Annotated in this window: 24 protein-coding genes and 1 other RNA gene; 10 read left to right on the top strand and 15 right to left on the bottom strand. The window is 36.0% G+C overall.

What is annotated here, in order from left to right; translation table 11 throughout:
* The first annotated feature begins 239 nt into the window (after positions 1–239).
* Positions 240–812, top strand: a complete 573-nt coding sequence (locus M0D58_RS15335) for a PorT family protein (protein WP_248391292.1) — start codon at positions 240–242, stop codon at positions 810–812.
* Here M0D58_RS15335 and M0D58_RS15330 read toward each other — a convergent pair.
* The 5 genes from M0D58_RS15330 to M0D58_RS15310 form a co-directional block, all read right to left on the bottom strand.
* Entirely contained in the window at positions 809–1,453 is a 645-nt protein-coding gene (locus M0D58_RS15330; protein WP_248391290.1) for an HD domain-containing protein, read from the bottom strand. The genes M0D58_RS15335 and M0D58_RS15330 overlap by 4 nt on opposite strands.
* Positions 1,453–2,292, bottom strand: coding sequence for an alpha/beta hydrolase family protein (locus tag M0D58_RS15325; protein WP_248391288.1), 840 nt, complete (start codon positions 2,290–2,292; stop codon positions 1,453–1,455). Before M0D58_RS15325 ends, M0D58_RS15330 begins: the two co-directional genes overlap by 1 nt.
* A gap of 88 nt (positions 2,293–2,380) precedes the next feature.
* The gene (locus M0D58_RS15320) at positions 2,381–3,271 is read right to left on the bottom strand and encodes a ribokinase (protein ID WP_248391286.1); all 891 of its coding nucleotides are present in this window, start codon (positions 3,269–3,271) and stop codon (positions 2,381–2,383) included.
* 57 nt (positions 3,272–3,328) lie between these two features.
* Positions 3,329–3,964, bottom strand: coding sequence for a DUF4241 domain-containing protein (locus tag M0D58_RS15315; RefSeq protein ID WP_248391284.1), 636 nt, complete (start codon positions 3,962–3,964; stop codon positions 3,329–3,331).
* A gap of 66 nt (positions 3,965–4,030) precedes the next feature.
* On the bottom strand, positions 4,031–6,646 hold the full coding sequence (locus M0D58_RS15310; RefSeq protein ID WP_248391282.1) for a valine--tRNA ligase: 2,616 nt from the start codon (positions 6,644–6,646) through the stop codon (positions 4,031–4,033).
* A 128-nt stretch (positions 6,647–6,774) separates the two neighbouring features.
* Between M0D58_RS15310 and M0D58_RS15305 the strand changes: the two genes are divergently transcribed.
* Together M0D58_RS15305 and M0D58_RS15300 are read left to right on the top strand one after the other, a co-directional pair.
* Positions 6,775–7,242, top strand: a complete 468-nt coding sequence (locus M0D58_RS15305; RefSeq protein ID WP_248391278.1) for a DUF1573 domain-containing protein — start codon at positions 6,775–6,777, stop codon at positions 7,240–7,242.
* Positions 7,243–7,444: 202 nt separating this feature from the next.
* The gene (locus tag M0D58_RS15300) at positions 7,445–8,317 is read left to right on the top strand and encodes a PPK2 family polyphosphate kinase (RefSeq protein ID WP_248391276.1); all 873 of its coding nucleotides are present in this window, start codon (positions 7,445–7,447) and stop codon (positions 8,315–8,317) included.
* A 91-nt stretch (positions 8,318–8,408) separates the two neighbouring features.
* Here the strand turns inward: M0D58_RS15300 and rnpB are convergent.
* An RNA gene (gene rnpB, locus M0D58_RS15295) (RNase P RNA component class A) lies at positions 8,409–8,731 on the bottom strand.
* Between the two features lie 156 nt (positions 8,732–8,887).
* Between rnpB and M0D58_RS15290 the strand changes: the two genes are divergently transcribed.
* Positions 8,888–9,379: an RNA polymerase sigma factor gene (locus M0D58_RS15290; RefSeq protein ID WP_248391273.1), complete on the top strand. Its 492-nt coding sequence runs from the start codon at positions 8,888–8,890 to the stop codon at positions 9,377–9,379.
* On the top strand, positions 9,372–10,046 hold the full coding sequence (locus M0D58_RS15285; RefSeq protein ID WP_248391272.1) for a beta-carotene 15,15'-monooxygenase: 675 nt from the start codon (positions 9,372–9,374) through the stop codon (positions 10,044–10,046). The genes M0D58_RS15290 and M0D58_RS15285 overlap by 8 nt, the downstream gene beginning before the upstream one ends.
* A gap of 50 nt (positions 10,047–10,096) precedes the next feature.
* Here the strand turns inward: M0D58_RS15285 and rpoN are convergent, their stop codons facing one another.
* The 4 genes from rpoN to M0D58_RS15265 form a co-directional block, all read right to left on the bottom strand.
* Positions 10,097–11,560, bottom strand: a complete 1,464-nt coding sequence (gene rpoN / locus M0D58_RS15280) for an RNA polymerase factor sigma-54 (protein WP_248391270.1) — start codon at positions 11,558–11,560, stop codon at positions 10,097–10,099.
* Positions 11,561–11,816: 256 nt separating this feature from the next.
* Entirely contained in the window at positions 11,817–13,265 is a 1,449-nt protein-coding gene (gene asnS, locus M0D58_RS15275) for an asparagine--tRNA ligase (protein ID WP_248391268.1), read from the bottom strand.
* Positions 13,266–13,359: 94 nt separating this feature from the next.
* On the bottom strand, positions 13,360–14,004 hold the full coding sequence (locus tag M0D58_RS15270) for a hypothetical protein (protein WP_248391266.1): 645 nt from the start codon (positions 14,002–14,004) through the stop codon (positions 13,360–13,362).
* 10 nt (positions 14,005–14,014) lie between these two features.
* Complete coding sequence (locus tag M0D58_RS15265) at positions 14,015–14,614, bottom strand: CDP-alcohol phosphatidyltransferase family protein (RefSeq protein ID WP_248391265.1); 600 nt, start codon at positions 14,612–14,614, stop codon at positions 14,015–14,017.
* Positions 14,615–14,724: 110 nt separating this feature from the next.
* Here M0D58_RS15265 and M0D58_RS15260 point away from each other — a divergent pair, with 110 nt between their 5' ends.
* The 3 genes from M0D58_RS15260 to M0D58_RS15250 all read left to right on the top strand — a co-directional run bounded on the left by M0D58_RS15260 (position 14,725) and on the right by M0D58_RS15250 (position 18,201).
* Positions 14,725–15,657: a helix-turn-helix domain-containing protein gene (locus M0D58_RS15260; RefSeq protein ID WP_248391264.1), complete on the top strand. Its 933-nt coding sequence runs from the start codon at positions 14,725–14,727 to the stop codon at positions 15,655–15,657.
* Entirely contained in the window at positions 15,654–16,457 is an 804-nt protein-coding gene (locus tag M0D58_RS15255; protein WP_248391263.1) for a helix-turn-helix domain-containing protein, read from the top strand. Before M0D58_RS15260 ends, M0D58_RS15255 begins: the two co-directional genes overlap by 4 nt.
* Before the next feature lie 67 nt (positions 16,458–16,524).
* Positions 16,525–18,201 carry a serine hydrolase domain-containing protein gene (locus M0D58_RS15250; protein ID WP_248391262.1) on the top strand — a complete coding sequence of 559 codons (1,677 nt, stop codon included), beginning with the start codon at positions 16,525–16,527 and terminating at the stop codon, positions 18,199–18,201.
* 53 nt (positions 18,202–18,254) lie between these two features.
* Here the strand turns inward: M0D58_RS15250 and rimM are convergent, their stop codons facing one another.
* From rimM to M0D58_RS15225, 5 genes are all read right to left on the bottom strand, one after another.
* Positions 18,255–18,797 carry a ribosome maturation factor RimM gene (rimM, locus tag M0D58_RS15245; RefSeq protein ID WP_248391261.1) on the bottom strand — a complete coding sequence of 181 codons (543 nt, stop codon included), beginning with the start codon at positions 18,795–18,797 and terminating at the stop codon, positions 18,255–18,257.
* An 11-nt stretch (positions 18,798–18,808) separates the two neighbouring features.
* On the bottom strand, positions 18,809–19,363 hold the full coding sequence (locus tag M0D58_RS15240; protein WP_072885130.1) for a 30S ribosomal protein S16: 555 nt from the start codon (positions 19,361–19,363) through the stop codon (positions 18,809–18,811).
* Positions 19,364–19,583: 220 nt separating this feature from the next.
* Entirely contained in the window at positions 19,584–20,099 is a 516-nt protein-coding gene (locus M0D58_RS15235; RefSeq protein WP_248391260.1) for a nitroreductase family protein, read from the bottom strand.
* Positions 20,100–20,213: 114 nt separating this feature from the next.
* The gene (locus M0D58_RS15230) at positions 20,214–20,663 is read right to left on the bottom strand and encodes a GreA/GreB family elongation factor (RefSeq protein WP_248391259.1); all 450 of its coding nucleotides are present in this window, start codon (positions 20,661–20,663) and stop codon (positions 20,214–20,216) included.
* Positions 20,664–20,790: 127 nt separating this feature from the next.
* A complete protein-coding gene (locus M0D58_RS15225) occupies positions 20,791–21,324 on the bottom strand; it encodes an SRPBCC family protein (protein WP_248391258.1) in 534 nt (177 codons plus the stop codon).
* 213 nt (positions 21,325–21,537) lie between these two features.
* Between M0D58_RS15225 and M0D58_RS15220 the strand changes: the two genes are divergently transcribed.
* Entirely contained in the window at positions 21,538–23,607 is a 2,070-nt protein-coding gene (locus M0D58_RS15220) for a M3 family metallopeptidase (RefSeq protein WP_248391256.1), read from the top strand.
* Positions 23,608–23,761: 154 nt separating this feature from the next.
* On the top strand, positions 23,762–24,367 hold the full coding sequence (locus M0D58_RS15215) for a hypothetical protein (RefSeq protein ID WP_248391254.1): 606 nt from the start codon (positions 23,762–23,764) through the stop codon (positions 24,365–24,367).
* The last annotated feature ends 3 nt before the right edge of the window (positions 24,368–24,370 follow it).

The raw sequence follows: 24,370 nt of genomic DNA, 5'->3' as shown, positions 1-24,370 counted from the left end.
AGCCTTTAATTTTTAAAAAGTATAATCCGCAGGGTGACCAGTTTAAAGTAGCCAAAAACAATTCATATATCAAACAGTTACAATCTATTTTTAATGAAGATACCGCAGCTACAAAGCTGATACCCGAAACAAAATATACTGAAAACAATTTAAAGAAAATTTTCAGGACCCATAACCAACAGCTTTCAACGAATTCGGAAAATGAAAATCAATCCAAAAAATATACTGCAAAATATAATTTGAATGTAAGACCTGGAATTAATTTTTATTCCCCGTTGAAAACGGAAGGAATACTTGGAGCAGGAGAATTTGCATCTAGAACTAATTTCAGATTAGGATTAGAAGCCGAAATTATATTGCCTTTCAATAAAAATAAATGGGCTATATTATTAGAGCCAACCTATTCGCTTTATTCAAATGAAAACCTAAGTATTTCTTCAGATAATAATCTATATACGATAAGCATAAAACCCTATTCTTTTATCAATATTCCTGTCGGAATCAGATATTATCTTTTTTTAAATGATCAATCGAAATTGTTTGTCAATGCCAGTGTCAATGTACTTAATATAAGAATGGGACAGGCAAAAAGTGTGGATTTGAGTTACAATAATCAGACTTTTGACAGAGCAGATTTAGCCTCCACTCTTGCCTCTAAAAGTTTTTCTTTTGGATTAGGATATGTTTATAAAAATAAATTTAGTATTGAAGCAAGATATAACAGCCAATATAATATAATTGCCAACTCGTCGCCTACCAGAGAGGTAAATCTTAGCTATACATCACTTATTCTGGGATATAACATATTCTAAGAGACATTCCACTCTTTATAAAACTGATCAAGAAATTGCAGCATGAAGCGATGTCTTTCTGCTGCAATTTCTTTTCCTTTCCGGGTATTCATAAGATCTTTCAGCAGTAATAATTTTTCATAGAAATGATTGATGGTGGTACCGTTGGATTTTTTATATTCATCTTTCGACATGTTCAGCTTAGGTTTGATTTCCGGATCATACATCAGATTGTTTTTAAAGCCTCCGAAATTAAAGGTTCTGGCAACTCCTATGGCTCCTATGGCGTCAATTCTGTCTGCATCCTGCACAATTTTGAGTTCAACAGGGAGATTTTCAGGAGCTTCTGCCCGGTTTTTAAATGAAATATTTTTAATAATAAACAAAACTTTCTCAATAACATTTTCTGATGTCTGCTGATTTTCCAGAAATTCACGTGAAACTTTTAGAGCCACGGTCTCATCACCGTTATGAAATTTAGGATCGGCAATATCATGAAGCAAGGCTGCCAGCTCAACAACTTCCAGATCGCAGTCTTCTGTTTCAGCAATTTTTTTTGAAAGTTTCCAGACTCTTTCAATATGATACCAATCATGGCCAGCTTCAGCACCTTTCAGTTTTTCTTTTACAAATTCTACCGTGTTTTCAATCAGTTTATTCATTATATCAATTCATTTAAAATAATATTCCAGAGTTTGCTGTTATAACTTCTGAAAAAGTTAACGTGTCCTATTTCACCTTTTTCAGACTCTGAAGTTTTTAACAGTCTGTAGGTAGGCTTCAGATTAGGATAGGTATCATTCAGAAGGCTTCTCACACCTTCTTCAGTGAGCCACACATCATCTTCAGCCCTGATTACCAATACTTTTTGTGTTAACATTTTAGAATAGTCATCAGTTTTCTCCAATAATCTATTGGTCGATTTCCTGTTTAAAATTAAGGTTCTCCAGTCATATGCGCAATTTTTCGGAAGACTTTCTCCCAATCCAAACCATTGTGCGGGGAAATATCCTAATAAAGCTGTTGTTAATGGCTGCACAATCCCGAATCCTAAATAAGCTTCAATTTTTGTCCTGAATTTTAAATTTCCAACAAAAGCATTTTGCGTTCCGACAAAAACAAATTCCTCAAAAATATCCGAATTTTTATTCATTCCTAAAATTAATGCTCCCACAGAATGCCCAAGACAATATTTTTTATAATCTTTAAAATTAAGCTTTATATATTCAGTGATTGCTTTAAAATCCTCGGATCCCCAGATTCGCATCGAAGCCTTAAAATTCTTTATATTCCGGGGTTTTGAAAGACCAATTCCACGGTAATCATATGCAATTACGGTGAATCCGTTTTCAGCCAGATAGCGGGCAAAAGAAAAGTATACCTGCTGTTTCACTCCAGTTGCGGAATTAATAGCCAATAGCTTGCGATTACTATTCACCGGTAAAAATAAATGAGCCGTAATAATAGCCTGGTCCTGTGTTGTAATAAGTAACTTCTCCATAGGTAAAAGAAAAATCCACTATAAAAGTGGAAATTTTAGTTTGGATTCAGCTGTTGTTTTTATAACTTTCGATATGTTCCAAATAGTTTTATAAAACGAAATCTGACAATCTGGGAAGTCCGGTTTGTGAACCTTTTTGCGTAGAAACCCTTGCAGAAACTTCATTTCCGAATTTTACACAATCTTCAATATCATTATTATGACATAATGCAATAGAAAATCCTACGGTAAAGGCGTCTCCCATTCCCATTTTGTAAATTGTACTATCTTTCTCATTCCTGCAGTATTTCATCTCTGTTCCATCGAAATAAACGGTAGAGTTGATATCATCTCTTACAAAAACTTTATTGAAATATTTTTTTAGGATTTCCTCTCTCTGTTCTTCTCCGAAAAGAATATGTAATTCATTACTTTTGACGATAATAAAATCAAGGTTTTCAACCAATTCTTCAGAAAGTCTTTGAGCCGGAGAGGCGTATAATCCTACTTTTTTGCCGTATTTTTTAGCTTTATTAACGGTAAATTCCACAACATCCATAGAAATTTCAAGCTGAAGAAGGATTAGATCCGCTGTCTGAAAATACCGGTCTGCAGATTCTACATGTTTCGTATTTAAATAATTATTGGCAGCAGGTACCACAACAATAGCAGAATTTCCATGGGACGCTGTAACATAAGCTGTTCCGCTTGCATCCTGATCAGTCTCAAAAACGAAATCTACATTTACATTTTCACTGATCATATTTCTCATGATCTGTTGTCCAACGGGATCCTGCCCTACACAACCAACAAAATACACGCTTGCGCCAAGCCTTGCCGTTCCAACAGCCTGATTGGCGCCTTTTCCGCCAAAAAAGCTTTCAGAATGAGTAGCAATAACGGTTTCGTTTTTTCCCGGAACTTTTTCGGTTTCCAGTACAAGATCTATAGAAGAGCTGCCTACAACAATTATCTGAGGATGATCTGATGAAAAATTCATTGCATTTAATACATTAATAGTTGTGTTGGTAATACTGAATATTTATTAATTAAAATCTCAACTAATTTCTATAAATTCAGTTACGATTTTTACAGGCATCCGGTTTTTATCGTAAGCAATATAGCTGGCATAAAATCCTTCACCATATCCTGTTTCAAAGGCAAAAATAGTTCCAGGATGATCTTCCTTAGGTTTTAAAAATGCAAACTGATCGATTGCTCCTTTTTCATCAAAGAAATATTCATGGAAAAACTCTTCGTAAATCCCCATAAAGTCTGCACCTTTACTGCGATACAACCTTTGTTCCAGCTCGTTGAGCCCAGTCTGTGTATCAGCATCCATAAAGCATCCCATACCGCTTTCTACAGGATAACCGAAAACTTCACCTTCCGACAGATCTTTCATATTCTGGCCTTCTGTGGTAGCGAGATTCCATTCGGTAATAGCTTCCTGACTGAAAATGATTTCGGCATATGCTACGCAATTACTTTCTCTTTCCTTATGCAGCAAAACGGAAAAATCTCCTTTCGGAAATACTGTTGTGAAGGATTTCATATCGTTTGTAATCAAAGGATCACAAGCAACAAGATGACCGCTTGAAAGGTATATTTTTCCAACTTCAAAGCTTTCCAGCAATGGACTTTCCACAAAGTTTTTGGAAAATAACTTTTTTATGTTTTCTATGTGTGTCATGTTATATTTAGGCTAAGATTAAGGTTCAGGCTAAGCTTGAGACTCAACCTTAACCTAAACCTTTTATTATAAACTTTTCAGCTTTTCTTCTAAAATTGCAATCTTATCGAGTGCATCTTTTTGTTTTTTGCGCTCAACTTCTACGACTTCCGGTTTTGCATTGGCTACAAACTTTTCGTTGGAAAGCTTTTTATCTACAGAAATCAGGAATCCTTTCAGATATTTCAGTTCTTCTTCTGTTTTTGCTTTTTCTTCTCCTAAATCTAAGTTTTCACTTAAAGGAATTGAAATTTCCGTTGCACCAACCAGAAATGTGAAACTCGGTTTATCTGTTTTTGTTCCGAAATGAATCTCTGAAACATTGGCTAATTTCTTAATAACGGCTTCGTTTGCAAATTCTGAAGCATTGGTATAAATTTCCGCTGTTTCTCTTGGTGAGATACCTTTGGTCTGGCGGTAATTTCTTACTCCGGAAATAATTTCAGATGCCGTTTCGAAGTTTTTAATAATATTTTCATTAAATGACCCTGCTTTTTTCTGTTGAGCAACAATTAATGCATCTTCAATACTTCTTTCTGAAATGGTTTGCCATAATTCTTCAGTTAAGAAAGGCATAAACGGATGCAGTAATTTCATTAATTCTTCAAAGAAATGAATGGTCTGGCTATAAACTTCTTTTGAAATTCCTTCTCCGTAATTCGGTTTAATTGCTTCAAGATACCAGCCGCAGAAATCGTCCCAGATCAGTTTATAAATCAAATGTAAAGCATCAGAAATTCTGAATTTTTCAAATTGATCATTAATTTCAGCGATGGTTTTATTTAATTTATTTTCAAACCACTCGATGGTCTGAGTTTCTGTTGAGTTGGCCGGTTTATTCTCATGATTCCACATATTGATCAGACGGAAGGCATTCCAGATTTTCGTCATAAAATTTCTTCCCTGAAGCATTAAATCTTCATCAAAAAGAAGATCATTTCCGGCTGCTGAACTCAATAAAATTCCTACACGAACTCCGTCTGCTCCGTATTTGTCCATGAGTTCCAGCGGATCCGGTGAATTTCCTAAAGATTTAGACATCTTTCGTCTCTGCTTATCTCTTACAATTCCTGTGAAATAAACATTTTTAAACGGAACTTCTTTTCTGTATTCCAATCCGGCCATGATCATTCTGGCCACCCAGAAGAAAATAATATCCGGACCTGTTACCAAATCTGAAGTAGGATAATAATAATTGATGTCCTTATTTTCAGGATCCAGCAATCCGTCGAAAACCGACATCGGCCACAACCATGATGAGAACCAGGTATCAAGAGCATCTTCATCCTGTTTTAAGTTTTGGATCTCGAGTTCTGCGTTTTGAGTTTTTTCTTTAGCTAAAGCCAAAGCTTCTTCGATAGTCTCTGCAACTACGAAGTCATTTTCGCCATCGCCGTAATAATAAGCCGGAATCTGCTGTCCCCACCAAAGCTGTCGGGAAATATTCCAGTCGCGGATGTTTTCCATCCAGTGTTTGTAGGTATTTTTAAACTTTTCAGGATAAAATTTAACCTCATCATCCATCACCACATCCAAAGCCGGTTTTGCAATTTCAGACATCTTCAGAAACCATTGCACAGAAACTTTAGGCTCGATAACCGCACCTGTTCTTTCAGACGTTCCTACCTTATTTACGTAATCTTCAGCTTTCAGCAAAAGATCTTTTTCTTCTAATTCTTTCGCAATCTGCTTTCTTACCTCAAATCTGTTTTTTCCGGCGTAATGCAGTCCGTAATCATTAAGATTTCCATCATCATCCAGCGCATCAATCATTTGAAGATTGTGCTTTTGCCCAAGCTCATAGTCATTAACATCGTGAGCAGGTGTAATTTTTAAAGCTCCTGTTCCGAATTCGATATCTACATACTCATCTTCAATAATCGGAATTACTCTGTTTACAATCGGAACAATTACTTTTTTACCTTTTAAATGAGCATATCTTTCATCATTAGGATTGATACAAACCGCAGTATCCCCGAAAATAGTTTCAGGACGTGTGGTTGCAACGGAAAGAAATTCTTCTGATCCCTCTATGGCATATTTCAGGAAATATAATTTTCCGTTTTGTTCTTTAAAAATTACTTCTTCGTCGGAAATATTGGTTTTTGCTTCCGGGTCCCAGTTTACCATTCTGTAACCACGATAGATGAGGCCTTTATTATATAAATCAACAAAAGATTTAATAACCTGCTGAGAAAGTTTCGGTTCCATGGTGAACCGCGTTCTGTCCCAATCGCAAGAACATCCCAATTTCTTAAGCTGTTCAAGGATTGTTCCCCCGTATTTATCAGTCCATTCCCAGGCGTGTTTTAAAAACTCTTCTCTTGTAATCTCGGATTTATTGACTCCTTCAGACTTCAGTTTAGCAACCACCTTCGCTTCCGTAGCAATGGAAGCATGATCTGTTCCCGGAACCCAACAGGCATTGAACCCCTGCATTCTTGCACGGCGGACCAGAACATCCTGAATGGTATTGTTCAGCATATGCCCCATGTGCAAAATCCCCGTCACGTTTGGCGGAGGGATCACAACAGTGTAAGGCGGCTTATCATTCGGTTCTGAATGGAAATATTTATTTTCCAACCAGTAATTGTACCACTTTTGTTCTGTCTCCTGTGGATTGTACTTTTCTGAAATCTGCATAAATTCTATTACTTTAATTTACAATTTGCAAAAATAGTCTAAAGAAAAAAAATTTTAAGTATGAATTAAAATAATTTTTAACTTTGTTTCTCAAAATTTATCTAACAACATATTTAATATTCAAGAATATGAAAAAATTAATCGCAGGAATTGCTTTATTCGGAACATTCGCATTGGCATCTGCACAAACGATCACGTTTGATAAAACAACTTTTGATTACGGTACAATCAAACCAAGTTCAGACGGTACAAGATTTTTTACAGTAACCAATACAGGTGACAAGCCTCTTATTCTTTCAAATGTAAAAGCATCTTGTGGATGTACAACCCCTGAATTCAGCCAGGATCCTATCATGCCGGGAAAATCTGCTAAAATCAAAGTTGGGTATAATACTGCCATCAACGGTGGGTTCAACAAAATGATTGAAGTATTTTCCAATGATCCTGCAAACAGCAGAAGCGTAATCTACATCAAAGGAAACGTTGATCCGAACGCTCCGGATCCAAAACCTTTAACTCCTGCTGAATTGAAAGCTAAAGCTAAAGAAGAGAAAAAAGCTGCAAAACTAGCTAAAAAAGCTGCTGCTGCAAAGTAAGCTCTACTCAAAGAATAGAAGAACCGTCTCAGTGAGGCGGTTTTTTTATTATATTTATATAGGTTTGGCTGAAGTTTAGATATGAGTTTAATGTTTAATGTTTAATGTTTAATGTTTAATGTTTAATGTTTAATGTTTAATGTTAATCTTTAATCTTTTATCTTTTATCTTTTATCTTTTATCTTTAATAACGAATAAAAATATGGACATCAATTTCTCAGATGATTTTTTAGTAAAAGGAAAGTTTTCTATTAAAAAAGCTTCAACACAATACAAAGGGAAACTCACCAAAGAAGAAGGTGAGCAATTACTGATTCAGGAAAAAGAAAAGCTTCGTGAGCTTCAGGAAAGATTATATTCAGACGGAAGTAAATCTCTTCTGGTAGTGCTTCAGGCAATGGATGCCGCGGGAAAAGACAGTATGATAGAACATGTTTTCGGAGGGGTAAATCCGCAGGGCTGTAATGTAACCAGCTTTAAAACACCGAGCTCAAGAGAATATGCACATGATTTTTTATGGAGGCATTACCTGGCTTTACCACAAAAGGGAATGATTGGTATCTTCAACCGGTCGCATTATGAGAGCGTACTTGTATGTAAAGTTCACCCTGAATATAATCTGAACGAAAAAACCTGGAAATCCGTAAAAGATTTTGATGATAAATTTTGGGAAAATCGCTACGAAAGTATCAGAAACTTTGAAAAACATTTGACCGGAAACGGAACAACTATCGTAAAAATATTTTTGCACGTCTCCAAGGATGAACAGAAAAAAAGATTCCTCGACCGGATCAATGAACAGGAAAAAAACTGGAAATTCTCAGCAGCTGATCTTCCCGAAAGAGCTGTCTTCGAAAAATATATGGAATGCTATGAGGAAGCTATTAATGAAACCTCTAAAGACGGTGCGCCATGGTTTGTACTTCCGGCAGATGATAAATGGTTTGCAAGAGTCGCAGCCATTCAGATTATTATTGATGCGCTGGAGAAAATGAATCTTAAATATCCTAAGCTTTCTGAAGAAGATAAAGCCGGATTAGAAGAAGCTAAAAAACAACTGGAAAGTGAAAAATAAATTTGCATGGAAGATGGGAGCATGAAGATGGAAGTTTTTAACACAATAATTTTAAACTTCGAGCTTCAGACTTCTAACCTTCAGCTTAAAAACCACGAGAAAATCTGTAAGCCGGATTCTGTACTTCCGAAGAAGCGCCTGTTATTTGTCTGCATCTTGCATTGCTGCAAAACTTTAGCTGATTACCCCTCGGCTTTCAGAGCGGGCAACTCCTATTTTCATTGCTGAAAAGAACCGATATACTTATCATTGCACCACAAAGAGTTTACCTGATTTCACTACAGCCGAACTGTACATCCTTTCTGTTGCACTTGTCCTACCCTCGCGGGTGACGGATGTTATCCGCTTTGCTGCCCTATGGTGTCCGGACTTTCCTACCTCCCGAAACGGGAAATCAACAAGCCGATTTTCTCGTGGCTGCAAAGATACGATTTAATGTAACAATTTAGCAACGTAACAATATAACAATTAAAAATTACACTGGCTTTAATAATTGCTGGATTGTTAAATTATTACATTGTTAAATTGATATTTTCTTTATCTTCGTACCACTAAAATTATACATCTGCATTGGCCTCAAAAGAGAAAGAATTTGCGCAGCTTATTAAGGATAATCAGGGTCTGATTATCAAAGTTTCGCGGCTTTATACCAATTCTTTAGAGGATGAGGAAGATCTTTTTCAGGAAATTGTGTTACAATTATGGAGAAGTTATGACTCATTTAAAGGAAATTCTAAAATTTCTACATGGATGTATCGTGTTGCCCTCAATACAGCTATTACCCTTTTCAGAAAAAAAGCCAAAAGCCTACCTACGAATGAACTGGACATCAATCTCGCCGATTTTATCGAAGATGATGATGAAAAGCAACAACAGGTATCACTTTTGTATACTGTAATAAAAACGCTTCCCAATGTGGAAAGAGCGATTGTAATGATGTATCTGGATGATTTGCCTTATAAGGATATTGCAGAAAACCTCGGAATTACTGAAGTTAATGCGCGTGTGAAAATGAACAGATTAAAGAAAACCCTTAAAGAAAAGATGGAAAAATATGCCTGAATTTGATTTAGACAGCTTTAAGAAGACGTGGCAGGAACAACCTGTTCAAAAAAAATACGATGACAATGAAATCCTTCAGATGCTTAACAGGAAATCGCGGAATTACGTGAAATATATCTTCTGGATCAGCGTAGCAGAATTTTTACTGTTTTCCGTAATGGGAATATTCTATTTCTTTCAGAATGAAGAAGATAACGGCTTTCTCAATATCCTGGAAAAACTGGGCGCCCAAAAAACACCAGAAATTGAAAACAGTTTTGAAAGTATTTATTGGATATTGAAAATATCAAGTGTTATGGTAACTGCATATTTTGTTTTCAAATTTTATCAGAATTACCGTAAAATCAGAATTGAGGAAAACCTGAAAGGATTGATTACAAGAATTCTCACTTTCAAAAAAACAGTTAATGCATTTATCCTCATCAGTATACTTTTACTGGTAGCTTTCACCTCAATCTTTACTATTTTCATATTTTACTCTTTAAATGCACAAAATGTTGAGCCTAAAAGTTCTGAAATGACCATATTTATTATAGGAATCATTGTAACAACTGCATTTTCAGTACTGCTGATCTGGCTTTATTACAGACTGGTGTACGGCATTATCATGAGTAAGCTGGATAAAAATCTTAAACAGCTCCGGGAAATTGATTCGCAGGAAGTTTAATCTAAATTACTAAACATAAAAAAGCACTTCGTTTGAAGTGCTTTTTTTATTTAAAGTTCTTTTCTTAATCTCGCTACCGGAATATTGAGCTGCTCGCGGTACTTGGCGATTGTTCTTCTGGCAATATTATAGCCCTGTTCTTTCAGGATCATTACCAGTGCATCATCGGTAAGGGGTTTCCTTTTATTTTCTTTACTGATAACTTCCTGAAGATGGGTCTTAATTTCCTTTGTAGAAACTTCCTCTCCATCGTCATTGGTAAGGCTATCTGAAAAGAGGTCTTTCAGATATACAATTCCGTTGGGCGTATCGGCATATTTACTTTTAACCACTCTTGAAATCGTTGAAATATCAAATCCGGTGATATCAGCTACATCTTTCAGGATCATTGGTTTCAATGACTTTTCATCGCCGGTGATGAAATAATCTTTCTGGAATTTTACGATTGCCGTAATCGTTTGCAACAAAGTATTCTGTCGCTGATTAATAGCATCAATATACCATTTGGCGGCATCTAGTTTTTGTTTGATGAATAAAGCCGCCTGTTTATGTTCTGAAGAATTCTTATCATGAGAATACGTAGTTAAAATATCTTTATATTCTTCAGAAACCCTTAAAGTCGGTGCATTCTTACTGTTCAGCATGGGAACTACCTGTCCGTCTTTTACCTGTATCACAAAATCCGGAATGATTTCCTGATTGATGGTAATTGTTTGCGTATCAAAGTTACCTCCTACTTTAGGGGATAATTTGGAAATTTCATCCAATGCATCTCTCAGATCTTCTTCCTCAATATCATATTTCTGAATGATCTTATTATAATGTTTGTTGGTAAGCGCATCAAACTGATATCTCAGAATATTGGCTGCGAGAGAAACCGCTTTATCGGAGCTTACTTTCTTTTCGATCTGTAAAAGCAGGCATTCCTGAAGTCCTCTTGCCCCCACACCCGGCGGATCCAGCTTTTGGATATAGTTTTCAAGAATATCTTCCACCTTTTCTTTAGTAGTATAAATTCCCTGAGAAAAAGCAAGATCATCAACAATCGACTTGATTTCTCTTCTTAGGTATCCGTCTGTATCAAGATTTCCGATAAGATATTCTGCAATTTTTTCGTCTTCTTCACTGATATTTACCAGATGAATCTGCTCCAGAAGATAATCGTAAAGCGATTGTCCTTCCGTTAAAAGGCTTTCGTTATCAAATTCTTCGTCGTCCGGAGAATAGTTGCTGGAAGCGGTTTTATAGCTTGGTTCATCGTCATAAAGATATTGGTCTACATCAAAATCCGTTTCAATGCTTTCCGTACCCTCACTTTCATAAGATTCTTCCAGAGAGGAGAAATCATCCTCTTTAGATTCTTCTTTCACAATTTCCAAGGCAGGATTTTCTTCTAATTCTCTTTCAAGTTCTTCTTCAAATTCAAGGGTATGAAGCTGGATCAGTTTCATCAGCTGGATTTGCTGAGGGGCCAACTTCTGCCCTAATTTGAGTTGTAAGTGTTGTTTAAGCATAGTACCAGGTAGTATTTAACATAACATATTCCACGAATTTAGGAAAATATTTTGATAAAAATAAATTTTAGCACGATTTTTGCATTATCAAGACCATAATAAGCTATTTAAAATAAACAGAAAAGCCCTGAACAATGTTTGTCAGGGCTTTTTCATTATATTATGTTTAAGAATTTTCAACTTCAATAATAATGTAAAGACAAAAAATCCTTCCGTTTTTAAACAGAAGGATTTCAGTATTTTTTAAAAATTATATTTAAAATTCTGCATTCTTAGGTGTTCTTGGGAAAGGAATTACATCTCTGATATTCGTCATTCCCGTTACGAAAAGAACTAATCTTTCCAATCCTAAACCAAACCCGGCATGCGGAACAGAACCGAATTTTCTTGTATCCAGATACCACCAAAGCTCATGCTCATCAACATGCATATCTGTCATTTTCTGCTTTAAAATATCCAGTCGTGCTTCTCTTTCTGAACCACCGATAATTTCACCGATTCCAGGGAAAAGAACGTCCATTGCCGCAACAGTTTTACCATCTTCATTAAGCTTCATGTAAAATGCTTTGATCTCTTTCGGATAATCAAATAAAACTACCGGACTTTCAAAATGTTTTTCCACCAGGTATCTTTCGTGTTCAGACTGAAGATCGGTTCCCCAATTTTCAACAGGATACTGGAATTTTCCTTTTTTATTTTCTTTAGAATTTAATAAGATTTCAATCGCTTCCGTATAAGAAACTCTCTTGAAACGTTTTGAAACTACATTTTCAAGTTTTTCGATAAGACCTTCTTTCGCTCTTTCTTTCTCCGGCTTTGATTTTTGCTCTTCCGCAAAACGCTTGTCTAAGAAATCAAGATCGTCTTTACAGTTATCCAAAACATATTGGATTACATATTTCAGGAAATCTTCTGCAAGATCGATGTTATCTTCAAGATTATTGAAAGCAACCTCCGGCTCAATCATCCAGAATTCCGCAAGGTGTCTTGTTGTGTTTGAATTTTCCGCACGGAACGTAGGACCGAATGTATAAATTCTTCCCAATCCCATTGCCGCCGTTTCTCCTTCAAGCTGTCCCGAAACCGTTAAGTTGGTTTTTTTTCCGAAGAAATCCTGTGCAAAATCAATATCTCCCTGTTCGTCTCTAGGAATATTGTTTAAATCGAAATTGGTAACACCAAACATTTCTCCTGCTCCTTCTGCATCCGCTCCCGTAATGACAGGTGTGTTGATGTAAAAGAACTGATTCTGGTTAAAGAAAGAATGGATGGCAAAACTCACCGCGTGACGTACTCTGAAAACCGCTCCGAATAAATTGGTTCTGAATCTTAAATGAGCCTGCTCTCTTAATGTCTCCAGGGAATGCTTTTTAGGCTGAAGAATGGTTTTGTCTCTTTCTTCCGTAAAGTTGTCTCCCAGAATTGTAATTTTCTTCGCAAGGATTTCCACAGCCTGTCCTGCTCCTTGGCTTTCCACCACTTCACCTACAATTTTAAGGGAAGCTGCTGTACTGATTTTAGAGATGATCTCCTCATCAAAATTTTCAAAATCAACAACAATCTGCAAATTATTAATCGTAGAACCATCATTAAGTGCAATGAAACGATTGGCACGGAATGTTCTTACCCATCCGTAAACCGTAATGTCATGATGTAATACTTTCTTGTAATCCTCAAGGATTTCCTTAATTGTCTGCTTTTTCATTTGTTGATTCAATTTTTTATGTAAAAATTAATGAGTGCAAAGGTACAAAAAACGTTTTAAGACATAAATAGTTCTATTCGTTTAATTTTGATATTTATTGTTGGTAAATTGGGTATTGCATATAATCTAAAAATCCATTTGTTTCGTAAAGTAGGTCATAACCCTGTTCCGTTAAATAATAATGACAGACCTTTACTTCATTATTCCGTTTCGGGAAAGTCAATACTGCGGGACAAAGCTTTGCCTTATCAACTGTCATAGCAAAGACTTCATAATCGTCATTTATTTTCTTTCTGCTGAAAATTCCCAATGATCTGTCGTTTATAAATCTTGCTGTCATTATATCTTTTACAGAATAGGTAAAAAGCTCATATTTTATTCCCTCATATTTTGCACAATTTTCATTCATCGTAGAAGAAATGGTGAGAGAATCTTTTGTAATATTTTTAATAACACCCGATCTGTATCTTTTTCCGTCCCGGAATTCCAGATCATAAATTGCTTCCATTCTCATAGCAAACCCTTCTTTTGAGGGCTTCCAGCTTTTTGCCGGATCAATAATTTTCCCCTTCTTTTGAACAATTAAAACATATCCCGGTTCATATTTACAGTCATAATATTTTTTATAATGTAATTCATAATCCAGACTGTCCTGAATTGTTTTAAACTGTCCATTTACATATATTCCGGATGTAAGAAAAAGTAAAATGATAGTGAATTTTGCTTTCAGCGTTTTCATATGATTAGATTTAATTAAATAAAACTGTTTTCTTTGTATGTTTTCCTTTTCTGATTTTCCAGGCATGGAAAGAGCTTGGGACGTCATATTGCCATTTCGGGAGAATGAGAATAATGAGAATCACATCAATATGTGCTACAAATCCGAGAACAACCGTCAGGTAAAATGCCCATCCCGCCTGTTGAAATCCAATAAGATAAGTAAATGCAGTAAGCAGACTAAGCCCCCACATTTTTGACAAAAAGGCGTGGGTACATGTTTCTTTTCCGAATTTCAACCAGCTTACGATATAACATACAGCTTCCATTCCCAGAATTATAATGACGCCAATCCATTCATCTTTTATTAAATCAGGATTTAAAAAATAAACAGCAAATCCTAAAGAAAGCCAGAAAATCATATCGGTCTGACTGTCCATTCTCCTTAGTCTTTCAGAAGAAACTCCTGTTTTCCGGGCGATTATTCCATCGAAAATATCCGTTAATAATCCGAAATACATCAATATCAAAATTAAAAACCGGGATTTTTCACCCATGAAATAAGATAAACAAAAAATGACAGGTGCAAGAACAAACCGTAAAGCGATTAAAATATAAGGTAATGTTTTCATAATAATTTATTGAATTTTAAAATTATACTTCAAAATTATTGGTGAAAAGCAATAGAATAAATGCGGAAAAAAATTAAAATAAATCTCTACATTTGTGAAAATCGCAAAGCATGCATCAGGAACTTTTACTCAGGCAGATCCGTACAAAAATCGGAAACAAATCTTTAAATGATGAGATTGCGAATATTCTAAATATCAGCTACGATGCCGCACACCGGAGAACCTCCCTGAAGGCAAAATTCAGTTTTGAGGAAGCAGTGGAGCTGGCCAAATATTTCCAGATTTCTTTAGATCAGTTTCAGGTTTCCGATCATCAGATTATCGCAAGAAAAACCTCAGCCGTAACCCAAACAGAGGATCTGGAGTCTTTTTTCAGAAACAACCTGAAAGTTTTTGAAAATCTTCCGCTTAGCCATGAGATGACCATTTATTATTCCGCGAAAGACATTCCTTTCTTTTACACGCTTTCCGATACACTGCTCTCCCGTTTTAAGGTGTATGTCTGGATGAATCTTTTAAATGCCAAACAGGTTTTTATTCCTTTTTTAGACTTCTCTCCTCCAGATTTTGAATGGAATACTAAAGAATTGCGAAAAATATATGAAGAGCAGAATGTAATTGAATTATGGAATGATATGACTGTTTCCAGCGTTTTGCAGCAAATTGTTTATTATTGCGAAACCGGACTTCTGAAAAGGAATGAAGCAGGAATTATCCTGCAGGAACTAAAAGAATTAATAGAATATATCGAACAGAAAACCGAGAACAATCCGAAATTCCATTTATATGAAAATGAACTGATGCATCTCTCCAATGACATTTTTTTCCATCATCCCCAACAGTCTCTTTTTGCCATTCCCACCAATATGTTCGGATATATATTGATTAATGATGACAAAACCTGTAAAGAAACACAGAATTATTTTGAGCACCAGATCAAAAACTCAAAATCGCTGAGTACCTCCGGTAATCGGGACAGGAAAAAGTTCTTCAATAAAATATATCTGCAGATTGAAGATTTAAAACACATAATTGCGCTATGAAAAATCTTCGCAACGGTGAGTTTTTCGGACAAACCACTGAAACTTTGCGTTTCGGGGGATTAACGATTACAGATACGGAATATACGCACGCCTTCGTAGACTGGCATTATCACGAAAACCCTTATTTCACCTTTTTGCTGCAGGGAAATATGACCGAAGGCAATAAAAAAGAAATATATGACTGTGCAACCGGAACACTGCTGTATCATCACTGGCAGGACTCGCACTACAATACAAAACCTGATGTGTTTACAAGGGGTTTTCATATTGAAATTTCGGAAGATTGGTTTGAAAAATTTCAGCTTTTAAAAGATAAAACACAAGGAAGCTTTAATATTAAAAATCCGGCAGTAAAGCTATTGATGTACCGTATTTTCAAAGAAACAAAAAGCATTGATAATTCTTTTGAAATATCGACAGATCAAATCCTGCTTGATATTTTTCACGAAATAGCCGGCCTGAAAACCAGTAGAGAAAAAAATCCTTTGTGGGTAAAACAAATCGACGAGATTCTTCATGAAACTTTTATGGAAAAATTGAATTTATCAGACCTTGCAAAAATAGTAAACATTCACCCGATCCATCTGAGCAGGGATTTTAAGAAATATTTCCATTGTACCTTAGGAGAATATCTCAGGAAATTAAAAGTGGAAAATTCTTTGAAAATCCTGAATGAATTTGAGTCTTTATCGGAAGTTGCACTGGAATGCGGCTTTTCCGACCAAAGTCATTTTATCAGGTGTTTTAAAGAAAATATAGGTATTACACCTTTAAAGTATAGAAATATTCTGAAGAAATAGCAATGTTAATTTCATTCTATTTTCTACAAAAGGGAAAGTCTAATTTTGTCAGATAAAAAAGATATTCATGTCTACATTCTCAAAACAATATAAATTGTATCTGACTTTATTGTTATCGATAATATTTCAAATGTTTTCTTTTGGTCAAAAAGTAAATATTGTCGAAACGGAAGATATAAAAACAGAATTACAGAAAAATAATACCGGGAAAATATTTTTTACAGATAAGAGAATCGGAGACCATATTTTACAGCAGAAAGATTTTTTAGATTTCTACACGCTTACCAACAAGAGCAATCTTTTTTTTGTTGCTTATTTTGATAATTCTCTGACCAATTATAAGCATTTTCTGGCACCTGAAATTCCTTTAGATTCATTATTCAAAAGCGGAAATTATCAGTTTACATTGTTTGTGGACGGAAAAGAAATCTATAAAAGTAACCTAATGCCGGGAGCTCCACAACCTGACATTCAGGATAAGGCTACTTCGTTAAACCGACCTTTTATCGATAATTTGAACGGTCAGGGTTCCTGGAGCGAATCTTTTTGGAATCGTTTTCTTCATAATGGCGGAGATCAGGCGCTTTCGGATGGCAGTCACACTCTGAAAATGGAAATCCGACCTTACGTAAAAACCGAAACTATAAAAACAGGCGAAATAATTGCCGCGGGAAGTCTGAAACTGAACGTGGCAAGAAATCCAAAAATTGATATTTCAACAATTACTTTAAATAAAATAGTTCCTTACAATGGATTTTTTGTTTCTAAGGAAAAATACGATACAGAAAAAATAAAATTACTGAAAGGGTCTATAGATGAAGGAATATTTAAAAAGATAAACAGTATTGTTGTGATAAAAAACGGAGGAATATTAATTGAGGAATATTTCAATGGCGAAACCAGAGAAACGCTTCACGATCCCCGCTCTGTCGGGAAATCATTGACTTCAACATTGATGGGGCAAGCAATTTCCGAGGGTTATATCAAAAATGAATTACAACCGCTTAAAACTTTTTATCCGCTTCATCAATTTGCAAATTTCAGTACAGCCAAAGAACAGATTACCATTAAAGACCTTTTGACAATGAGCTCCGGATTGGATGGAAATGATGAAGACGGTAACAGTCCCGGAAACGAAGAGAATATGTACCCCACTCCAGATTGGGTAAAATTTGCGCTGGATTTGCCTTTTCAGGAAAAACTTAATCATCAATGGCACTATTTCACTGCCGGAGTGGTTGTTTTAGGAGACATTCTTGATCAATCTACGCCTAAGGGTCTAAAGAATTATGCCGATGAAAAGTTGTTTAAACCTCTTGGAATCAATCATTATGAATGGCAATATACCCCGCAAAATATTCCAAACACAGCAGGTGGAATTAAAATGAACGCATTGGATTTCGCAAAGTATGGTCAGCTTTATAAAAATGGCGGGATTTGGAACAAAAAACAGATTCTTTCCCAAAAATGGATCAACAGAACTTTTACAAAACAAAAACAAATAACCGGTAGGGATAACGAGTATTACGGTTATCTATTCTGGAATAAAAGCTACCAATCAAAAGGCAAATTATACGAAGCATACTATTGCGCAGGAAATGGTGGAAACTATATCCTTGTTTTTAAAGACCAGCCATTAGTGATTGTAATTACGGCAAGTGCCTATGGACAACCTTACGCCCATTCGCAGGCTGATAAAATGATACAGGATTATTTATTGCCCGCAGTGTTTGAACAAAAGTAATTTGAATAAGTAACTTGTGGATAAGTGAATGCTTAAAACTGAATTTTTAAGATTTATTCATCTTTTTTGGAAGGAACCAGAAAAACATCGATAAGTCCTTCAGGAAGCTGCATTTTAATGAATTTTTCTTCTCTGTTTACTTCAATAATCCAGTCTTTGATGATAGGAATTACCACTTCTTTGCCGTCGAGATTGGTAATAAAGTAGGTTTGTGCAGTCTGATCATTTACAGATCGTATTACGCCGCAGTCGTTATCATTTTCATCCAGAATATTATACCCGATGATCTCATGATAGTAAAATTGTTTCCCCGAAAGTTTAGGTAAGGTGGAAAGCGGTAAATAAACATTCTTACCTAAAGACTGATCTACCAGCGCTTCCGTAGAATTTTTGAATGAAATATTCAGCACATCAGATTTGCTCCGGGATGATTTTTCAATAAAAAAAGGAACCAATAATCCGTTGATTTCAACGAATATTGATTCCAATTTATTGTAAAGCTCGGGTTGGTCGGTATCCAGTTTAAGGATAACATTTCCCGCAAGTCCGTGTCTGCGTGTGATTTTTCCTAATAAATAGCAATCTTCTTTACGCATACAGGGCTTTCTTACGCTTCAGTGTTTTCTTCTGTAGATTCAGCAGCAGCTTCTCCTTCTGTAGTTTCTTCAGCAGGTGCGTTTGCAGCCTCTTCAGCAGCTTTGGCATCAGCTTCAGCCTGTGCAGCAGCAGCGATTCTCGCTTCGTTTACTTTAGCTTCAGCGTCCAGAGCAGCTTTTTTGGCATCAGATTTAGCTGTAGCCAAACCTTCTACTTTACCTTGTACTTTAGCTTCCTTAGCTTCTACCCAAGCATTGAATCTTTTTTCAGCTTCAGCTTCATCAAAAGCTCCTTTAGCAACACCACCTTGTAAGTGTTTTTTGTAAAGAGCACCTTTGTAAGAAAGGATAGCTCTCGCAGTATCAGTTGGCTGAGCACCGTTGTTTAACCACTTTACAGCAGAATCAACATTTAAATCGATTGTTGCAGGGTTAGTAATTGGGTTGTAAGTTCCTAACTTTTCGATGAATTTACCATCTCTTCTAGCTCTTGAATCTGCAACCACGATGTGGAAAAAAGGTCTTCCTTTAGATCCGTGTCTTTGTAATCTGATTTTTACTGACATAATGTTTGAATTTTAAGGGAACTCGTCCCAGTTAAATATTTTAAGAGTGCAAAGATAATAAAAAAGTTTGAAGTAAAAAGACACAAATAAAAAGTTTTGTCAATTCATTTTATTTTCAGGAGCCGGGAACCTGCTCTCGCTACTCGCTTTTTCTGTTTTCGGCGGCGGCTTTGCCGCCGCCGAAAACAGAAAAGAGCTCAGACATGCCGCTCGATCAGGGCTATTCTTGCAGGTTACCCAAATAAAATAGGCCCAGACATTTCTGGTTTTCTTCAATAGTTAGGGATTCTTGTAAATGATCTACTAATTTCGGGGAACTCCAGTAGCATCCAACCTGATGGGCCGTACAGGTAAGGTACATATTCTGAACCGCCATTGAAACGGCGGCAATTTCCTCCCATTCCGGAACCATTGCACTGAAATTAACAACAATAGAAACAACGGCATCTGCTTTATTAATTTTAAAACCTATGTCATTGTATTTTTTTTCTAAAAAAAGTTGTTCCGGTTGCGTAGCTTTATAGATTGCCTGCATTTCCGAGGCCAGTTTTGCTTTTTCTTCCCCTTTAAAAACCTTAAAACGCCAAGGTTTTGTACGCTTATGATTGGGCGCTAATGTTGCTGAATGGAGTATTTCATCAATGATTTCCTGTGAAACTTCCGTATCGGTATAGTCTTTTGGAAAAACGCTTCTTCTTTGTCCTATGATTTCTTTTAAAACTTCTGCTTTATTCATAGTGCAAAATTACAAAAAAGACACAGAAGTGAGATGTTAACAGTGAGAAGTGAGCAGTAAGAAGTAAGAAGCTTAGCAAAATACGTTTCACTTTTCACTTCTCACTTCTCACTATCATAAAACTTCAATAATTTTCTGATGGATTTTATTCAACGTGAACTCGTCGCCTGATTTCATGCCCATCATTTTCTTTGCCATCGGGCTTTCTGAGGAGATGGCGTAGAACCGGTCGCCTTCAAAAAAGAACTCCCCAAGCGAAACTGAAATATAAAACCGGGCTTTATTCGTAATCACCAGAGAACCGAGCTGTACTCTTTCCGTAGAATTATTCAGTACTTTGGCCATATTTCTTCTCAAATCATTTAGAGCTCCCAACTGTCGCTGCATCTGGTAAATTTCTTCCTGCATTTCCTCGCGCATGCTGTCATATTTGGGAGTTTTTTTTATATCGCGGCTTGCTTCCTGAGTGAATTCAATAAAGTTTTTAAGCTTTTCTATTTTCTCGGCAATTACGGTTTTTACATAATCTCTTATGTTATTTTTCTCAAACACTATCTTCTCCATACATCGAATCTTTATATAAAGATAATATTTTTTTAAATAATATTCCTTTCCCTTACGATAACAATTATAATTCAATCAATCAAAAGAATAGTAAGAAAAAAGCCCTGCAGATTTGCAGAGCTTCGTTTTATTTTTCAACTAATTTTTTGAGATTGTTTAATCCTTCTTCATAAGACTTTCCCATCTGGTAATCCATCATCGGCCTCATGATTTTCATCCATGTTTCCTGCTCCGTATCCATAGTCCAGGTTACATTTGTATCGTTTCCTTCAGGAGAAATTGTAATTTCAGAAGTAGCCTGTCCGTCAAACGGCCTTTTAAAAATCATTTCTGTTTTTTGCTTTTGGCCAGGGACAACCTCTTTAAGTTCCTGACAGCCCGCTCCGGCTTCATCATTTTTACTGTCCCAACAGTATTTATCACCAACTTCACCGGAATTTCCAGAATAAGTAATTTTCATATTCGGATCCAGTTTCATCCACGGATTCCATTGATTAAATGCCTGCATCGAGCTTACCTGCTGCCATACTTTTTCTTTCGGAGCTTTGATAACCATCGATTTTTCGTAATGATAATTGCTACCGAAAGCAATCATGGCAATTACTACATACACAACAATTAGAAGGATTATGACACCCAGAATTTTTAAAATTGTTTTCATAGTTCTGTATTATTTAAAGTTATTTTTTCTCATCATGAGTATTCTTTATTGCTGTCAAAAGTAATCAATTCTTCATTATCTTCTCTTCGCATATGACAAGATTATTCTACACCGTCAATTTTGTCACACCTTCTTTCTCAGGCATTATTTTTGAGCAATTTCGGTGTCGGTTCGGCAGAATTATTACTTTTACAAGAATTAAAAAATTAGAATATGAATATTTTAACGGAAAAATTTAATACACCATATCATTCAGCACCATTCAACAAAATCAACAATGAAGATTACCTTCCCGCATTTAAAGAGTTGATAAAAAAATCGGAAGAAGAAATTGATGCTATCGTTAACAATCCCGAAGACCCTACTTTTGAAAATGTTATTGAAGCATTGGCGTATTCCGGAGAGCAGCTGGATGTAGCTTCGAATATATTTTTCAATCTGAACTCTGCAGAAACAAGCGACGAACTACAGCAGATCGCCCAGGAAGTTTCCCCGATTTTAACGGAGTATTCTTCAAAAATCTCTCAAAATGAAGCCCTTTTCAACAAGATAAAAAAAGTATACGACGAAAAAGAAAAATACAACCTGAATGAAGAACAAAAAATGCTTTTAAATGAAACTTATAAAGGTTTTGTTAGAAGCGGTGCTTTACTGAATGAAGAAGATAAGGAAAAATTGAAGAAGATCAGCATGGAACTGTCTGTAAAATCGCTTCAGTTCGGGCAGAATGTGCTGGCTTCAACCAACAGTTATTTCAAACATATTACCCATAAAGAAGATCTTGCCGGAATTCCGGACGCCATTCTGGAACAGTATGCCGAAGAAGCTAAAGAAAGAAACCTTGAAGGATGGGTGGTGACACTGCAGTATCCTAGCTATATTCCGTTTATGACCTATGCTGAAAACCGTGAGCTGAGAAAAGAAATTGCCTTGGCGAATGGTAAAAAATCTTTCGACGGCGGTGAATTTGACAATCAGAACTTAATTAAAGAATTACTGAATTTAAAACAACAGAAAGCAGAATTATTAGGCTATAAAAACTACGCAGATTATGTTTTGGAAGAAAGAATGGCAAAATCTCCTGCAAAAGTCATCGATTTCCTGAATGAGCTTTTAACCAAAGCAAAACCGTATGCCGACAAAGAAATTGAAGAATTGAAATCGTTGGCCAAGACTGATGGAATCGAAGAAATAGAGGCTTACGACCATGCTTATTATGCAGAAAAGCTTCGTAAAGCAAAATTTGACCTCAACGATGAGGAATTAAAGCCATACTTCCCGTTAAATCAGGTTCAGGATGCCGTTTTCGGATTGGCTGAAAAACTTTTCGGATTGACTTTTGAAGAAAGAAATGATATCCCGAAATACCATGAAGATGTAAAAGTGTATGAAGTAAAAGAAGTCCTGCACTCTACTCAGAATGACAATATGCCAGAAGCCAATAGCCAGAAGCCAAAAGCATTTAAAGCCCTGCTTTATGTAGACTATTTCCCAAGAAAAGGCAAAAGAGCCGGCGCATGGATGACGAGCTATAAAAACCAGTATCAAAGAAACGGTGAAAATTCCCGTCCGCATATTTCCATTGTCTGCAACTTCAGCAAACCGACGAAGGACACACCGAGCCAGCTGACCTTCCAGGAAGTAACCACTTTGTTCCATGAATTTGGACACGCGCTTCACGGAATGCTTGCCGATACTCAATATCCTACTCTTTCGGGAACTTCTGTAAAGTGGGATTTTGTGGAATTACCTTCGCAGTTCCTGGAAAACTTCTGCTATGAACCGGAGTTTTTGAAAACTTTCGCCAAACATTATCAAACCGGGGAAGTGCTGCCGGATGAAAAAATTGAAAGAATAGCACAATCAAAAAACTTTATGGAAGGGTATCAAACCTTAAGACAAATCGGTTTCGGATTGCTTGATATGAATTACCATACAAAGGTTGGAGAACTGGAGAGTAAGAGTGTGAAAGAATTTGAAGATGCTTACACGAAAGCTATACAATTATACCCCGCAAACCCTGAAACAGCGATGAGCCCGAGTTTCTCGCATATTTTCCAGGGCGGATATTCCGCAGGATATTATTCTTACAAATGGGCCGAAGTTCTGGATGCCGATGCTTTCCAGTACTTTAAAGAAAACGGAATTTTCAATCCTGAAATTGCCGCAAAATATAAAGTTCTCCTTTCTTCCGGCGGAACGAAAGACCCGATGGAACTGTACAAAAGTTTCAGGGGAAGTGAGCCAAAAGTGGAAAGTTTACTAAAAAGAGCATTTGGATAAAATATTTTAAACCATTAAGCACCATAAGCTTAATGGTTTTTTATTTATATTAAACAAAGTTTTGACAAAGAAATTTTGATGACATAAATTATTGGCATTTTTTCACTACCTTTAGTACTCAAAACACCAAATAAACAAGGGATTACATAGCATTATGAAAGACAAACTCTATTTCATTAAGACCAATCCTGTCAGCGCCAAGATCAATCTTTACAATAAACTCTGCAGTGAAGAAAAAAGCATGCTTCCGTTCATGGAAGACGATAAAGAAGCAAGTCTTGAAATCATTAAAAGAAAAACAGCAGATAATGTAGAAAGTCTTTCAAAGGAAGAATTTATATGCATATTCAACTGGTTTGAATCCCGCTATCATTCGGATCCTGAAGAGATGAAAGCCCAGCTTTTCATTCACGGAATAGATGTTTTCTATGATATTTCAAACCCATTATGCATTGAAAATTTTTCTAAAATATTAGAGGATTATGAGAATTATTTAGATCACAGATTTTCTTTCATCATGAATTCCGAAAGCTTCGCTCATTTTCTGATCTACGGTATTTTTTTTACCGGAATGGCAAATAGTGACGAAAAATATTTATTTGATTTTCTAAAGCAGGATCACAAAGTTCTCTATGCTCTGGCAGAAAAAGGTTACATAGAAAAAAGATTCGGCCTAACTCTGCAGCCGGAAACGTATCAATACTTTTCTGATCTTTACGACTGTACTAATTTTTATAAGGGTTCTATTATTATAATTTAAAAA

It is taken from the genome of Chryseobacterium nepalense (assembly GCF_023195755.1).
Taxonomy (GTDB): Bacteria; Bacteroidota; Bacteroidia; order Flavobacteriales; family Weeksellaceae; genus Chryseobacterium; species Chryseobacterium nepalense.
The sequence above is the reverse complement of the archived record's forward strand: the minus strand, read 5'-3'. Positions and strand labels throughout refer to the sequence as shown.

Bases quoted from the DNA above. Each gene is read 5' to 3' on its own strand.
- M0D58_RS15230 (WP_248391259.1), bottom strand. From the start codon at position 20,663: ATGGAGAAGATAGTGTTTGAGAAAAATAACATAAGAGATTATGTAAAA.
- rimM (WP_248391261.1), bottom strand. From the start codon at position 18,797: ATGCGTAAAGAAGATTGCTATTTATTAGGAAAAATCACACGCAGACAC.
- M0D58_RS15310 (WP_248391282.1), bottom strand. From the start codon at position 6,646: ATGCAGATTTCAGAAAAGTACAATCCACAGGAGACAGAACAAAAGTGG.
- M0D58_RS15285 (WP_248391272.1), top strand. From the start codon at position 9,372: ATGCCTGAATTTGATTTAGACAGCTTTAAGAAGACGTGGCAGGAACAA.
- M0D58_RS15260 (WP_248391264.1), top strand. From the start codon at position 14,725: ATGCATCAGGAACTTTTACTCAGGCAGATCCGTACAAAAATCGGAAAC.
- M0D58_RS15300 (WP_248391276.1), top strand. From the start codon at position 7,445: ATGGACATCAATTTCTCAGATGATTTTTTAGTAAAAGGAAAGTTTTCT.
- M0D58_RS15255 (WP_248391263.1), top strand. From the start codon at position 15,654: ATGAAAAATCTTCGCAACGGTGAGTTTTTCGGACAAACCACTGAAACT.
- M0D58_RS15305 (WP_248391278.1), top strand. From the start codon at position 6,775: ATGAAAAAATTAATCGCAGGAATTGCTTTATTCGGAACATTCGCATTG.
- M0D58_RS15330 (WP_248391290.1), bottom strand. From the start codon at position 1,453: ATGAATAAACTGATTGAAAACACGGTAGAATTTGTAAAAGAAAAACTG.
- asnS (WP_248391268.1), bottom strand. From the start codon at position 13,265: ATGAAAAAGCAGACAATTAAGGAAATCCTTGAGGATTACAAGAAAGTA.
- M0D58_RS15250 (WP_248391262.1), top strand. From the start codon at position 16,525: ATGTCTACATTCTCAAAACAATATAAATTGTATCTGACTTTATTGTTA.
- M0D58_RS15320 (WP_248391286.1), bottom strand. From the start codon at position 3,271: ATGAATTTTTCATCAGATCATCCTCAGATAATTGTTGTAGGCAGCTCT.
- rpoN (WP_248391270.1), bottom strand. From the start codon at position 11,560: ATGCTTAAACAACACTTACAACTCAAATTAGGGCAGAAGTTGGCCCCT.
- M0D58_RS15270 (WP_248391266.1), bottom strand. From the start codon at position 14,004: ATGAAAACGCTGAAAGCAAAATTCACTATCATTTTACTTTTTCTTACA.
- M0D58_RS15220 (WP_248391256.1), top strand. From the start codon at position 21,538: ATGAATATTTTAACGGAAAAATTTAATACACCATATCATTCAGCACCA.
- M0D58_RS15215 (WP_248391254.1), top strand. From the start codon at position 23,762: ATGAAAGACAAACTCTATTTCATTAAGACCAATCCTGTCAGCGCCAAG.
- M0D58_RS15325 (WP_248391288.1), bottom strand. From the start codon at position 2,292: ATGGAGAAGTTACTTATTACAACACAGGACCAGGCTATTATTACGGCT.
- M0D58_RS15235 (WP_248391260.1), bottom strand. From the start codon at position 20,099: ATGAATAAAGCAGAAGTTTTAAAAGAAATCATAGGACAAAGAAGAAGC.
- M0D58_RS15225 (WP_248391258.1), bottom strand. From the start codon at position 21,324: ATGAAAACAATTTTAAAAATTCTGGGTGTCATAATCCTTCTAATTGTT.
- M0D58_RS15265 (WP_248391265.1), bottom strand. From the start codon at position 14,614: ATGAAAACATTACCTTATATTTTAATCGCTTTACGGTTTGTTCTTGCA.
- M0D58_RS15315 (WP_248391284.1), bottom strand. From the start codon at position 3,964: ATGACACACATAGAAAACATAAAAAAGTTATTTTCCAAAAACTTTGTG.
- M0D58_RS15240 (WP_072885130.1), bottom strand. From the start codon at position 19,363: ATGTCAGTAAAAATCAGATTACAAAGACACGGATCTAAAGGAAGACCT.